The organism is Ignatzschineria sp. F8392 (assembly GCF_002252045.1).
In the GTDB taxonomy this organism is placed as follows: domain Bacteria; phylum Pseudomonadota; class Gammaproteobacteria; order Cardiobacteriales; family Wohlfahrtiimonadaceae; genus Ignatzschineria.
This window is the reverse complement of record NZ_NEFF01000001.1, coordinates 723217-738029: the sequence shown is the minus strand read 5'-3', so window position 1 is coordinate 738029 and position 14813 is coordinate 723217. Positions and strand designations below refer to the sequence as shown.

Genomic DNA, 14813 nt, shown 5'->3' with positions numbered 1-14813 from the left:
AAAAATAGGAGGCGATGGGATAATGAACCTACTAGCCAATTTTGAGCTAGCATCTTCACATCAGATCCCAAAATAGCAACCAAAAAAAGAGCCCAGGAGTTTAAACTTCTGGGCTCTTTAATCATTCAATCTCCTATTGATCTACGCTTTGATCCACGCTTTGATCTATACTTTGATCCACTCTTACCTCACGCCATGGCTGATAGAGAAGAAAATAAGCAATCGCTCCTGAGATTCCCGAAACCCCCATCACGACTGTTAAAAGTGCCTGATGATGAGTCACAATATAACTTGCAATCGCACCCACAAAAAATTGGGTTGCTGAGTTTAGTGCCATTGCTGCTCCCGCTCGATGATAATTGAGCTCAATAATTTGAGAGACAATATTATTACCAATAAAACCAGAGACACACATCAAAAGGAAGGTTGAGAGGAAAAAGCCAATGAGAGATTGATCTCCCCAAAACAACATAATTATGCCGGCAAGACTGATCCAAACAAGCCCAAAAAGAATTAAGGTAATCACACTAAAACGTTTGAGACAGAGAATATTAAGGAGCGCACTAATAATAACACCAACAATATTGAGCCCAAATAGAATACTAAAATGGAATTCACTTAAACCATATTGTGCCTGATAGAGATAGGAAGAGCCCGTGACATAGGCAAAAACAACACCTGCCGGCAAAGCACAGCCGAGCATCGCACCTAAAGAGCGCCGATCTTTCAAAATTAAACCATAATTTTTAAAGGTCTGGGCAATACTGATCTCACCTCTCTCCTCTTTTTGGTAAGTCTCCGGCAGAAAAAAGAAGGTGAGAAAGAAAGCCGCACTACCGAAAAAGGTTAATACCCAAAAGAGTGCCTGCCAACTCTTAAAGAGATAGAGTACCGCAACACCGATAAGAGGTGCCAAGAGTGGCGCGATCATCATAATCACCTGCACCACCGACATCATCACCGCAACCTCCTTCCCCTTAAAGACATCTCGAATTACCGCGCGCCCGACCACCATACATGCGCCGGCACCAATCGCCTGAATCAATCGTAACGCTTGCAAACCTTCAATTTGGGAAACTAAGGTACTCAAGATACTGGTGATGGAGTAGATAATCGCCCCGATTAAGATAATATTACGTCGACCATATTTATCAGAGAGAGGCCCATAAAACATCATCCCAATACAGAGGCCTAACAGAAAGAGCGTTAAGGTCTTTTTAACTTCGGCATCGGTGGTTCCGAATCCCTCCTGTATTTGTAAAAATGCCGGCAGATAGAGATCAATCGACATCGGAGCAAAAGCCCCCATCAGAGTAATGATAATGACCAGCAGTGGAACACCAGGAAGTTTTTTAGGAGTATAGAGAACCATATATATTGATCGACCTATCTATCATTAAAATTTAAAATCGTAGAGTGAGAATTTAAATGAAGACTCAAGTATCCAAGAATGCAAGAATTCCCCATCACTTACCAACCTCTACAACAAGTTATTGAGAATGAAAATTATATCATACCTACTATCATTTAGAGTTAAGAAGCAATCTACTTAAGATTAATGAGTTAGGCTATCAGCAATTCATTATCAATATAGTGCAAGATGCTGTAAAATAGTGGGCTTATTATTTCATTGGGTAATGGCCGTTTATCAATACTCTTTAACAATACTCTTTAAGAGAATCGTAAAGTGGCAAAGATACTCATAAAATAACGACTGACCGATTGAGTCTTTTTTAAAGCTGGAGATCAAAGAGCATGATTCAAATCTACAATAGCCTAACACGCAAAAAAGAACCGTTTATACCGATTAATCCCGAGCAGATTAAGATGTATGTCTGTGGAATGACGGTCTACGATTATTGTCATATCGGCCATGCTCGCTCTCTTGTCGCTTTCGACATGATCAATCGCTACTTCCGGCATCGCGGTTATAATCTCAAATTTGTCCGCAATATTACCGATATTGATGACAAAATTATTGCCCGCGCTAATGAGCGGGGAATTACGATTGATGAACTTACAGCTGAATTTATCGAAAAGATGAATGAGGATTGTGATGCACTCAATATCTTAAAGCCAGATGAAGAGCCCCGTGCTACAGATCATGTTGCCGGCATGCTTACAATGATTGAGCAATTAATCGAAAAAGGACTCGCTTATCATGCTGATAATGGCGATGTCTACTATCGCGTTCGCCAATTTAAAGATTATGGTAAGCTCTCCAATCAATCGATCGATGAGTTAAGAGCAGGAGAACGCATCGCAATCGACCAATATAAGGAAGATCCCCTCGACTTTGTTCTTTGGAAACATGCAAAAGCGGGAGAGCCCGCATGGGATTCCCCCTTTGGACCTGGTCGCCCCGGTTGGCATATTGAATGCTCAGTTATGAGCGCAGAACATCTTGGGGAGCATTTTGATATTCATGGCGGTGGAATGGATCTTAAATTCCCCCATCATGAGTGTGAGATTGCCCAATCTGAGGGCTGCCACGATAAGCCGATGGCAAACTATTGGATGCATAATGGCTTTATCAATATCGATAATGAGAAGATGAGTAAATCGCTCGGCAACTTCTTCACTATTCGTGAGATTCTTGAGCTCTACCCTGCTGAAGTCTTACGCTTTTTTATCTTAAGCACCCATTATCGTAGCCATATTAACTACTCAACTGATACCATCACTCAAGCAGGAAATGGATTAAAACGGCTCTATACCGCACTCGCTACAGCGCCTAAAGAGATTGTTCCGATGCCGGAGAGTCACCCAATGCTGGATAATTTCTACGCAGCTATGGATGATGACTTTAATTCTCCCTTAGCAATCTCCATATTACATGAAGTAGCGAACAACTATAATCGAACTAAAGAGCCTGTTTACTATACGCTTTTAAAAGAGTTAGGTGCTGTACTAGGAATTTTGCAACAAGATCCAACCCACTTTTTACAGGGGGATACAGAGCACTTAGCGATCGATATTGATGCAATGATCGCTGCCCGTAATCAAGCGAGAGCCGAGAAGAATTGGGCTGAATCAGATCGTATACGAGATGAACTTGCCACATTAGGCATCGCGCTTGAAGATAAAGATGGTCAAACAACTTGGAGAAAAATATCATGATTAATCCAGAAACTGGCGAATCACTTGTCGATTTCCCAACCCACTTTGCATTTAAAGTAACGGGGGAAAATAGTGACGACTTTGAAGAGCTGATTATCGGCTTAATGAAAGAGGTTGACCCTAAACTAGATCACGATCGTATTAAGCGTAATATGAGTAAGTCTGGTAAATATATCTCTTTAACTATAGAAGTCTTTGTCACTGAACAGGGACATATCGATAAAGTCTATGAGTTATTAAAAGATGAGAAACGCGTACTTTTCGCAATCTAGATCATAATTCATAACGAAAATTAGCAAATAGCCACACCACAGAGGTCCACTCATATGGACCTCTTTTTTATGCACCCCACTCGCTTCTATAGATACTCTCCTTTGTAGATCCTTTAAGATCCTTTAAGATTCTTTAAAATTCTTTCTAGCAATTCTTTATAGAAAGTAGATAAAAAAGCGACAAACCTTTTTCGGCAATTAAGAGTGCTCTCAAGAAGAAAAACAGAAGGGTGCGACAACTCTAAAAAGGTGCTATTCTGCTCAATGGACTGAATCGAGAGCGATTCAAAATAAATCCAACAAATAAATGAAATGCAACAATAAAGAAATAAGCAGTTAATCTCATATCGACAAGGGAGAGAAAGTATATGTCGGGCAATAGCATCGGAAAATTATTTTGTGTCACAACCGCAGGAGAAAGTCATGGAAAAGCATTAGTTGCGATTGTTGATGGTTGCCCTCCGGGAATCGAAATTAATGAAGAGATGTTACAGATCGATCTTGATCGCCGTAAACCAGGACAATCACGCCATACAACTCAACGCAGAGAGGCAGATCGAGTCTCTATTCTCTCTGGTGTTTTTGATGGTAAAAGTACGGGAACCTCTATCGCCCTACTCATTGAGAATGAGGATCAACGCTCGAAAGATTATAACGATATTAAAGATCTCTTTAGACCTGGTCATGCCGATTATACTTATCACCATAAATATGGAGTACGTGATTATCGCGGTGGTGGGCGCTCTAGTGCGCGGGAAACAGCCATTCGTGTCGCTGCCGGTGCAATTGCAAAAGCTGTGCTAAAAAAACTTTATGGAACGGAAATTTATGGTTATCTCTCACAATTGGGACCGATCAAACCAAGTCAGTTCCAAAAGACGGCCATTGAAGCGGAAGGAAATCCCTTCTTCTGGCCTTGCTTAGAGGATATGAGTGAGCTAGAAAACTATATGGATCAACTCCGCAAATCTGGAAATTCTATTGGCGCGAAAGTCACCGTTATTGCCGAGAACCCTCCTGTCGGTTTAGGAGAGCCCGTATTTGATCGCTTAGATGCCGATATTGCACATGCCATGATGGGGATTAATGCCGTAAAAGGGGTTGAAATTGGTGATGGGTTTGCCGCTGTAGAAGCGCTTGGTACCGAATTTAGAGATGAGATCACAGCTGATGGATTCCTCTCTAATCATGCCGGTGGAATCCTCGGTGGAATCTCATCAGGGCAACCTATCATTACCCATATCGCCTTAAAACCCACCTCAAGCCTTCGTTTAGAAGGAAGAACTGTAGATATTAATGGCAATGAGACATCAGTCATTACCAAAGGGCGACACGATCCATGCGTCGGTATTCGCGCAACCCCTATTGCAGAAGCGATGTTAGCGATTACCCTACTCGATCATGCCCTACGTCATCGCGGACAGACCGGCCAATAAATATCATCAATCGATGAGTCGCCTAACCCACGACTCATTGTGAATTGAGCCCCAATAAAGGGTGAGGTTCTTATCACCACTGCTCTTCACAAAAGTAGTAAGAACCTCTTTACAGAGAGGGATTAATATGATTTTAACGCGTTAATTCTTTTTTGACCTTTATTTTATGCTCTTTAAAAACTTAGCAATAAATCAATAAGTTCTGAAATATGAGGAGATAATAGGTTTTTAAAGGCAAAACCACCTTAAACTTAGACTACTCAGCCCTTTTAAGACTTAAATCTATTGTTAACTGCCGTATAGGCAGCTTAGAAAAAACTAACGCTAGATTAAATGCTATTGAAAAGGTTAACTGCCGTATAGGCAGCTTAGAAATTGATTTTCATATCAGTAGAGAGAGAAGAGATGTTAACTGCCGTATAGGCAGCTTAGAAAGATATTATTTATTGACAAGTGTGTAAATGCCCGTTAACTGCCGTATAGGCAGCTTAGAAAAGATTCTAACGCCGTTATCGTTCAAATATTTAGTTAACTGCCGTATAGGCAGCTTAGAAATGGTGATAAAATAGGCGCTTATGCATTAGCTCGTTAACTGCCGTATAGGCAGCTTAGAAAATAAAAATAAACTGTTGATATTTATAGGAGGAGTTAACTGCCGTATAGGCAGCTTAGAAATCTTTAAAAATCTCAGTAATCTGCCCCTTTGCGTTAACTGCCGTATAGGCAGCTTAGAAACGTTTGAATCAATAGAAGATGATGAAATCTTTGTTAACTGCCGTATAGGCAGCTTAGAAAGTTTTGGGCAAGGCGGTAGAATGGCTGAGATGGTTAACTGCCGTATAGGCAGCTTAGAAACTAGATAAAAACTTAATTCGAGCATCTTTAAGGTTAACTGCCGTATAGGCAGCTTAGAAAGTAACTATAGTTATGTAATGAAAACATACAACGTTAACTGCCGTATAGGCAGCTTAGAAACTTTGTTCTCATTAAGAGCGAGAGATACTCATGTTAACTGCCGTATAGGCAGCTTAGAAAAGCAAGTCTTGGGACTGAGGCTCTATGCTTTTGTTAACTGCCGTATAGGCAGCTTAGAAATACGAACAAAACACCGTCCACTCAAAGCCATTGTTAACTGCCGTATAGGCAGCTTAGAAATATTAGAATACGGGGGCGCACAGCGCAGGAAAGTTAACTGCCGTATAGGCAGCTTAGAAATCTTCAAATAAGATCTTACTTTCTTTTGAATTGTTAACTGCCGTATAGGCAGCTTAGAAACTTACTGAAAAATCAACGCTGGAACTCAGCAAGTTAACTGCCGTATAGGCAGCTTAGAAATCTGATTCGCCGTTTGCCCATCTTTTTACGATGTTAACTGCCGTATAGGCAGCTTAGAAATCTGCTTCGCTTCTGTTCGCTTTGGGTAATCAGTTAACTGCCGTATAGGCAGCTTAGAAAAAGAGGTGCGCATAATTACAGATACAGAAGAGGTTAACTGCCGTATAGGCAGCTTAGAAATTTAGATTCGGCAATCGCTTCAACTCTCATTCGTTAACTGCCGTATAGGCAGCTTAGAAATGCTTCACAGGCTCTTTTACTGCCTTAAAGCTGTTAACTGCCGTATAGGCAGCTTAGAAATTCTATTTCTTCAAAGCGCTGTATTGTGATGCGTTAACTGCCGTATAGGCAGCTTAGAAATTTTAAACAAATTAATCGAAATTCAATTATTAGTTAACTGCCGTATAGGCAGCTTAGAAATGTGTTTCTGCTAATCATATTGACCTCTACTCGTTAACTGCCGTATAGGCAGCTTAGAAATGCCTCTTTTTGAGTGCGCATCATCTGCTCGAGTTAACTGCCGTATAGGCAGCTTAGAAATCTAATTTCTCGACCTGTTCTGTCTTGATGAAGTTAACTGCCGTATAGGCAGCTTAGAAATGTATCTAGCCTGCCTGTCTTGTTTTGCTGATGTTAACTGCCGTATAGGCAGCTTAGAAATCTGATCTATCTACACCTAAGCGTTGCATTGAGTTAACTGCCGTATAGGCAGCTTAGAAAGACTTCATCGACAATCAAAAGGTCGATATTTTGTTAACTGCCGTATAGGCAGCTTAGAAATGTTTATCACGATCCTGAGATTATTCGTGGTTGTTAACTGCCGTATAGGCAGCTTAGAAATTGTCTCTATCTTCAACAACAGCTTCTATTGAGTTAACTGCCGTATAGGCAGCTTAGAAAAATGGGATCGCTCGTTAATACATCCCCCCAGCGTTAACTGCCGTATAGGCAGCTTAGAAAGCTAGATTGCTTCGTTACTAATGCATTATTCCGTTAACTGCCGTATAGGCAGCTTAGAAAGATAATGAGAGAATGGCGTAATGAGCGTAAAGGTTCACTGCCGTATAGGCGCTTAGAAAAATTGCTGGTGCCGGCACATCTTTCAATTGTGGTTCACTGCCACATAAGTGGCTTAAAGATATTAGGTAATCATGTAGGATTAATTAATTTCAAACATATAAAATTTTCTATAAAAATAAAAAAGATCCTAAAATCAATCTCTAATAGATCTCTAATATAGTATTAATGCTCTCATAATCATAAGACTGATAGTATCGGGATATTGACCTCATGAGTTCATTACTCTAAGGTGAAAGAGATAATATTATAGGGATAGAGAGAAATGACCAGAAACTTCAAGATTCGCAGCCTCTTTTTAATGCTTCTTCTACTCTTTTCGATGGGACTTTCCCCTTTAATGGCGGAAGATATACCGATCGAAGAGCGTACCGAAAAACTCAATGATATTGAATTAAAGCTTGAGGATATTCTTGCAAGAAAGAAATCCCTTCAAAGTCAGCTCAAAGATAAAGCGCTCTCGGAAGAGGAGGTCGCAGATCTTAACCAACGACTACAGACTCTTTTACATCAACAGAAAGAATTTAATGCTCTCTTTGAACAGACAGCTCTTGGAGGAATTGACCTCTCCCTCTTTAATGAGCCTGAGATAGCGCCGGAAACAGAAACACAGATCAATTATGATTGGCAACAGGAAGTATTACAGATTTTGCAACCCTTCTTTGCACAGATGCAACGGGCAACTGAAAAAGCGCGAACTAAAGATCTCCTCATTGAAGATACACGTGAGCTGGCAAAAAAGATTGAACTTGCTCAATTTGGGCTCAATACCCTACAAAGTATCGATCGGGAAGATCTCAATCCTAAATCACTCGCTGCAATTACTAAGATCGAAGAGCAATGGACCGATAAGATTAAATCTTTAGAACATCAGAAGAATATTGTAGATCTAAAGCTGCAAGACCTCACCGATAATCGTCCATTTCTGGTCAAACTTTGGGACAACCTCTGGCACTTTATTACAGAAGAGGGAATCACCATTGTTATTGCTTCGGCGGCATCACTTATCTTCTACTATCTCTTTAGACAGATCATCCTTCTCTACTCAAACTATCAACAGCGCGATCGAAAACGAACCCTCGATTTCAAATGGCGCTTTGTGATGCTTTTACTGCAAGCGGCAAACTTCCTCCTTACCTTAACGATCTTTCTTGTTATTCTCCATACAAGTGGCAATCTCATGCTCTTTGGGATTGTGGTCTTCGCTCTCTTGATGCTTGTTGTCAGCTTTAGAGCGAAATTCCCACTCTATCTACAAAAGTTACGGATCTTCCTCAACCTCGGTCAGGCGCGAGAAGGGGAAAGAATTATCTATGGCGATATTCCATGGGAGATTAAAAAGATCAGCCTCAATTATGTCTATCTCACCAATCCTCTTCTCGATAATGGTACGGTACGTGTCACCATCGATCTCCTCGATAAATTCTATTCTCGCGAAACAATCACCGATGAACTCTGGTTCCCGAGTCGGAAAAATGACATCTTGCTCCTTCCCGATAAACGTATCATCAAAGTATTAAGACAGACTCCAGAATCGATCTATCTCGATCATGATGGCTCTACCATTGTGATGCCAACAGCAGAGTTCTATAAGCTCAAATTTAGCAATCTCTCCCGAGGTTATAGCTTAACGCTCAACTTTACGATGGAGGAGCCTAATCCTGAATCCCCTCTCACATTCGTTGAAATTGAAGAGAGTATGGTCAATGCCATCAAATCTGAATTTAAACATTATGAAGAAGGATTACCCAATGGCGTTAAAAATATCACCTTCTATCTACGACAGCTGCTCTCCGGCACAACAACAAGCTATCAAATTGTTGTAGAGATGGCCCCAAATGCTGCTAAATATTATCTTCTTGCAAGAACTGCCCTCAATCGTGCGATTATTACTAATGCCCGTAAAAATGGCTGGCCAATCCTCTTAACAGAGAATATCTAATAAGCGCTGAAGCAATCAATACCGCTCTATAGCATTTTATAGCGATAGAGCGGTTATCATACCTGCAATGCCCTCCTAAAATTTTCCTACAATTTCAACACATAGCAATATTCATAGAAGGTTAACCTCCCACTATTGAGAGAAAATGGCTCACTATTTTTTATCGCCTAGATACATTTCAACCATTTTTCTTCCTCTCTCCTGCCTCTTTTTTCCCTTTTAGCACTCAACTGATTGCAAATAATTTTGGCAAAAGGCTGATAAATCGCCATTTAAGATCTTCTTAATCTTCACTAAATGATAAAAAAATCACTAGTGATCAATATTTGATCAATTGTCGTTTTTCCCCTGATTGAAGCCTCTCTTTTATTTTTTATAGCTAAAAACTACAATATAACTACACAAAGATCTCTTCTCTTTTCTCAATAGAGGCTCACTCCCCATAGCTATCGCCTTAAAACCCCTATGGCTCTTCCTCTTAAAATGGTCAAAAAGTATTTTAAATAGGCGCTGAGCGAACAGAAGTTAATAAAAATGGTTACTTTTAAGGTGGGTGCTCAAGAGCGGATTCTCATACACCATTTTCAAAAAAGTGTCAATATTGTATCAAGTTTTATTTTTCGATACTGTTATAAGCGTTATTGGCAAACGTAGAAAGGTATTTATGAATCAACAAACTAGAATTGCAGTATTAGGCGCAGGCCCAAGCGGACTTGCACAATTAAGAGCTTTCCAAACATTACGTGACCAAGGAAAAGAGATTCCTGAAATTGTCTGCTATGAAAAACAGGAAGATTGGGGCGGTATGTGGCGCTACAATTGGGAAACCTGTACAGATCGTAATGGAGAGCCCGTACATGGCAGTATGTATCGATTCTTGTGGATTAACGCACCTAAAGAAGCACTCGAGTTTGGTGACTACACATTTGATGAGCATTTTAAAGAGCCGATTCCTTCATATGTTCCAAGAGCGGTTCTAAAAGAGTATGTCATCTCACGTGTTGAGAAAAATAATATTCGTCAATATATCCGCTTCAATCATGCCGTACGCTGGGTGGAGTATAACGAAGAGAGTGAAAAGTTTACTGTCTCCGTTATGGATCATAATAAAAATAAATTAATTACAGAAGAGTTTGATTATGTTGTCTGTGCAACAGGTCACTTCTCTACCCCCAATATTCCAAGATTTGATGGACTCTCAATGAGCTCTGGTCGAGTGCTTCACTCCCATGAGTTTAGAGATGCTCGAGAATTTAAAGATCAGGATGTCTTAATTATTGGTAGTAGTTACTCAGCGGAAGATATCGGTACACAGTGCTTTAAGTATGGTGCTAAATCGATTACGTTTAGCTATCGGACCAATCCTATTGGTCACGACTGGCCGGAAGGTTTTACTGAAGTTCCTCTTCTTGAGAGAATGGATGATGATATTGCCCATTTTAAAGATGGGACTCAAAAGAAGATCGACTCTGTAATCCTCTGTACGGGCTTTAAATTTAATTTCCCATTTTTACATGACAATGTCCGTTTAGTAGCGAAAGAGAGTATCTATCCTGAAAACCTCTACAAAGGTGTCTGCTTTATCGATAATCCAAAGATGTTCTATGTCGGAATGCAGAACCAATACTACACCTTTAATATGTTTGACACTCAAGCATGGACAGTCCGCGATATGATTATGGGTACGCAAAAACTCCCCTCAAAAGAGGAGATGCGTAAAGATAGCCAGAAGTGGATCGATCGTTTAGAGAAGCTCTCTACAGATCACGAATTTATTGATTACCAAGCTTCCTATATCCAAGAACTTCTTCAAGGAACAGATTATCCAGATTTCCATGTTCATGAGCAGGGATTAATCCTTAAATCATGGCAAGAAGATAAAAAGGAAGATATTATGGGCTTCCGTAATAAGAGCTATAGTTCAACCATTACGGGAACATTAGCCTCTGCCCTACCAAAACCTTGGATGGAGATTATGGATGACTCCTATCGTGGCTTTATGGCGCAAGAATTCGTAGAAGCGGAAGAAGACGCCTTAACAGGCGAACCTGTTGAGTGTGAAAAGTAATATAGGGCTCAGCCACAGGCTACAGCACTATTCACAGCAATATCAAAATAAAATTTAATAGAGTTCTCATCAAAATAAGAGGTACTTTATAAAGAACCCCCTTTAAGTGGAATACCTTAAAGGGGGTTTTAGTATCAGTAGACAATATAGTAATGCTTAATAACTCAGGTATTAGGCAGTTACAGCAGTTTTTTCTACCGACTCTTCAAGATCATTTTTTGCCGTATGGGGATTATGCCCTGGTTTATAAGGATCGTGCGTTGCCGTAATATCGAGCTTCTCAAAGAGCTCCTTATCGGTAATCTGATCCGCATTTGGCGTTGTTAAGAGCTTATCACCATAAAAAATGGAGTTAGCACCCGCCATGAAGCAGAGCGCTTGCAGCTCTTCGCTCATCGTTTCGCGACCAGCAGAGAGACGCACCATCGATTTTGGCATCATAATACGCGCAACAGCAATCGTTCTTAAGAAATCAAAGTCATCGACTCGCTTATTCTCTTCAAAAGGCGTTCCGGCAATTGGAATAAGGCGATTGATCGGAACACTCTCTGGCGGCGTTCCCATATTGGCTAATTGCACCAAAAGAGAGGCTCTATCACGGACAGACTCACCTAATCCGATAATTCCCCCTGAACAGACCTTAATGCCGGCATCACGCACATAATCGAGCGTATCAAGACGATGTTGATAGCTATGTGTTGTGACAACACTCGCATAATATTCAGGAGAGGTATCGAGATTATGATTGTAGTAATCTAAGCCAGCATCCGCTAATTCTTCAGCCTGCTCAGCATTGAGATGCCCAAGCGTCATACAGGTCTCTAATCCAAGAGATTTAACCCCTTCGATCATCATCTTAATCATCGGCATATCGCGCGCTTTAGGATTGCGCCAAGCAGCCCCCATACAGAAACGGCTTGCGCCCGTCTCTTTTGCCGCTTTCGCTTCATTAATAACCTTCTCAACCTCTAGTAACTTCTCTGGCTCTAACCCTGTATCGTAACGAACGCTCTGTGCGCAATATTTACAATCTTCTGAACAGTTTCCCGTCTTAATTGAGAGCAATGTACTCACTTGAACCTTTGTAGGATCAAAATTTTGACGATGAACTCTCTGTGCTTCAAAAAGTAACTCAAAAAGTGGTTTTTCAAAGAGCGCTAATGCCTTCTCTATTGACCACTCATTTGTGTAATATTCCATTGTTGTTATTCCTCCAGCCCTTAAGAGCATTCTTAGATATAAACGTACCGTACTATCATAGGGGAAATAGAGAAGAAATGTGATTTTATTTAAGATTGTTGGTGACTCTTTACTCATTTCGTCACGATTACAAGAGGATAGATTCTTAACATAGATTCTTCTAATCAATCCTCGTAAAAAAGCGACTCTCCTCAAAGAGTCGCCGGCACACTCTATAAATATCTCTCTTTTTCTCTAATCTAGAGGGTATAACCCGCATAATGGCTTAAGTAATGGGCTAATGTTCTTTTTGTAGAAAAGTCAGCACTTCTTCGTAATGCATAACCTGAAGCATATGCCTCAATCTCTATTAATGCGGCACTTGAGAGTCTGATATCTCTGTTTTGATGATACCAACATTGCTCCTCCCAAGAGTAGTAGCCGAGTAATTTCGATCGCTGATTTTCTTGATTTTCTTGATTTTCTCTATCTACTTTATAGCCCTGATCAGTAGCACTATTTAAGTCTGTTGCTGGATTATCTCTCAACCAGATACCGATGCGTCCTGATGCTGGAACGCATTGTAGAAAGAGCTGATAAGGAGAGGCTTGTAACTGATATTGATGTACCGCTATTTGATTAAAATCGATCTGCTTAGAATCGGTCTCTCTAAAATGGGGATCAGAGGCAAAATGGTGAGCATTCCCTCGCTCTAAAGCATCTTTTCTGCCATATCCATCGTTATTCTTATTATTGTTCTTATTATTGACAATATTGTTATTATAAGTTTGCTTCTGACCGCGTTGATGCTCAACTGATTGATTGTTTTGTTCAGAATCGATATTTTGCATATCAAAATGAATATGATGATTTGTCATTTTCTATCCTTTTTAGCTGAAATGTAAGGGCCGCAATTAGGAAATCGCCCCAAATAAAAGAAGTGATCTCAAGAGATCACCTTCATAGGATAGAAGAATATACACTCCTACGCAATAGATATTTCAGGCCACATCAATAATAGAGATGCTCCATAGAGCATCTGAAAATGATAATAAAAAAGTAATAACAACAAACGTAACAATAAAAACAACAATAAAAGCAACAACAAAGGCAACAATAAGAAACAGCAATAAAAAAGATCCTAATCATTAAATTAGGATCTTCCAACTAGTGATAGATAAAAATAGATATCAAAATTTAGATCTATTTAGAGATATCTATTTAGAGATATCTATTTATATTTAGATATCAAAAATCTCATCTTCCGCATCATCCATTACGCTATTGAGACGATAGTTAGTATTATCCATCTCTTGATTCGCATTTTGCGTCTTATTGAGATCAAACCAGTTATCCATCCAGGAGAGCGGATTCTTCTCAATACGCTTGTAGGGATTCTCTAAACCTAAGAATTGATAGAGATCTTGAGCATTCCATAGAACCCATTCATTTAGAAGCATCTCATTGAGCCCTACGATCGAACGCCCTTCACTAAAGAGATAACGGTTCCAATCAAACTCCTGATCGATCACTGATTTAATGATCTCATAGACAGCATCCTTATTCTCATGAAGAAGTTCAACCCACTCAGGATCTTTAAAGAGGATCTCTAAAACTGCCTCATCCATCATCACGTGAACCTGCTCATCTTGGGCAATCTTCTGAACGAGTTTCGCAATACCTTGGAAGATATTTTGCTCAGCGAGCGCAAAAGTACAAGCAAATGAGCTCATAAACTCAATTTTTTCTAAGCAGTAGAGCGCAATAAAAGCACGAAGAATGACAGATTTTAACTCTCTTGAGTCACGATCAATTTTCCCCAATTTATAGAGCGCACCATAACGATCTAACGTATCAAAACAATCGATCACCGTTGTAGAACGGTTAAGCACCTCATCATTGCGCATGACCTCTTTAAAGACCTCTTGCGGATCGGAGATACATTGACGAATAATCTCAGAGTAAGTCAGTGCATGAAGATTCTCCATCTCCGACTGTTTTGAAAGCATCACCCAAAGCTCAGAGTTGGTCACAAAGGGCGCAAAGAGTGGCGCAATCGTTCTTGATGCGACAGAGTCAAGCTCCCATTGGAATGCGAGCGTCTTGACCATGATATCGTAGTTGTTCTTAGAACAGTTTAGGAGGTCCATGCGAGATTGTTCAAGATTGACCTCATCTTCAGTCCAATCCATCGATTTTTGCAACTTATAGAGATCAAATAGACGCGGATATGGCGTATTGATCGAATCATAAAGTGCTAAAGGTTCACCTAAAAAGAGTGGGTACTGACCTGTTTGCCAGTTATCATTCTTCTGATTAAATATTGATATATCTTGCATAAACTTTCTCCAGTAAAACGACGAAATTTGCAGGACTTCGCCGAT

General features: G+C 40.1%; 9 protein-coding genes and 1 CRISPR repeat array. Of the genes, 5 read left to right on the top strand and 4 right to left on the bottom strand.

Features of this window, described 5'->3' with window-relative positions; all coding sequences use genetic code 11:
• Window positions 1–133: 133 nt before the first annotated feature.
• Entirely contained in the window at window positions 134–1372 is a 1239-nt protein-coding gene (locus B9T19_RS03135; protein ID WP_094567116.1) for a multidrug effflux MFS transporter, read from the bottom strand.
• Between the two features lie 383 nt (window positions 1373–1755).
• Here B9T19_RS03135 and cysS point away from each other — a divergent pair, with 383 nt between their 5' ends.
• The 5 genes from cysS to B9T19_RS03110 all read left to right on the top strand — a co-directional run bounded on the left by cysS (window position 1756) and on the right by B9T19_RS03110 (window position 11250).
• Window positions 1756–3120: a cysteine--tRNA ligase gene (gene cysS / locus B9T19_RS03130; RefSeq protein ID WP_094567115.1), complete on the top strand. Its 1365-nt coding sequence runs from the start codon at window positions 1756–1758 to the stop codon at window positions 3118–3120.
• Entirely contained in the window at window positions 3117–3392 is a 276-nt protein-coding gene (locus B9T19_RS03125; protein WP_094567114.1) for a DUF493 domain-containing protein, read from the top strand. The genes cysS and B9T19_RS03125 overlap by 4 nt, the downstream gene beginning before the upstream one ends.
• A 368-nt stretch (window positions 3393–3760) precedes the next feature.
• Entirely contained in the window at window positions 3761–4828 is a 1068-nt protein-coding gene (gene aroC, locus B9T19_RS03120; RefSeq protein ID WP_094567113.1) for a chorismate synthase, read from the top strand.
• 287 nt (window positions 4829–5115) lie between these two features.
• Window positions 5116–7301: a CRISPR direct-repeat array (repeat unit 28 nt; unit sequence GTTAACTGCCGTATAGGCAGCTTAGAAA).
• A 204-nt stretch (window positions 7302–7505) separates the two neighbouring features.
• A complete protein-coding gene (locus tag B9T19_RS03115; protein WP_094567112.1) occupies window positions 7506–9182 on the top strand; it encodes a hypothetical protein in 1677 nt (558 codons plus the stop codon).
• Between the two features lie 664 nt (window positions 9183–9846).
• Complete coding sequence (locus tag B9T19_RS03110) at window positions 9847–11250, top strand: NAD(P)-binding domain-containing protein (RefSeq protein WP_094567111.1); 1404 nt, start codon at window positions 9847–9849, stop codon at window positions 11248–11250.
• A 171-nt stretch (window positions 11251–11421) separates the two neighbouring features.
• On the opposite strand, the gene bioB is transcribed toward B9T19_RS03110, so the two are convergent.
• From bioB to B9T19_RS03095, 3 genes are all read right to left on the bottom strand, one after another.
• On the bottom strand, window positions 11422–12450 hold the full coding sequence (gene bioB, locus B9T19_RS03105; protein ID WP_094567110.1) for a biotin synthase BioB: 1029 nt from the start codon (window positions 12448–12450) through the stop codon (window positions 11422–11424).
• Between the two features lie 239 nt (window positions 12451–12689).
• Window positions 12690–13307, bottom strand: coding sequence for a hypothetical protein (locus tag B9T19_RS03100; protein WP_094567109.1), 618 nt, complete (start codon window positions 13305–13307; stop codon window positions 12690–12692).
• Window positions 13308–13670: 363 nt separating this feature from the next.
• A complete protein-coding gene (locus B9T19_RS03095; RefSeq protein ID WP_094567108.1) occupies window positions 13671–14768 on the bottom strand; it encodes a ribonucleotide-diphosphate reductase subunit beta in 1098 nt (365 codons plus the stop codon).
• Window positions 14769–14813 lie beyond the last annotated feature (45 nt).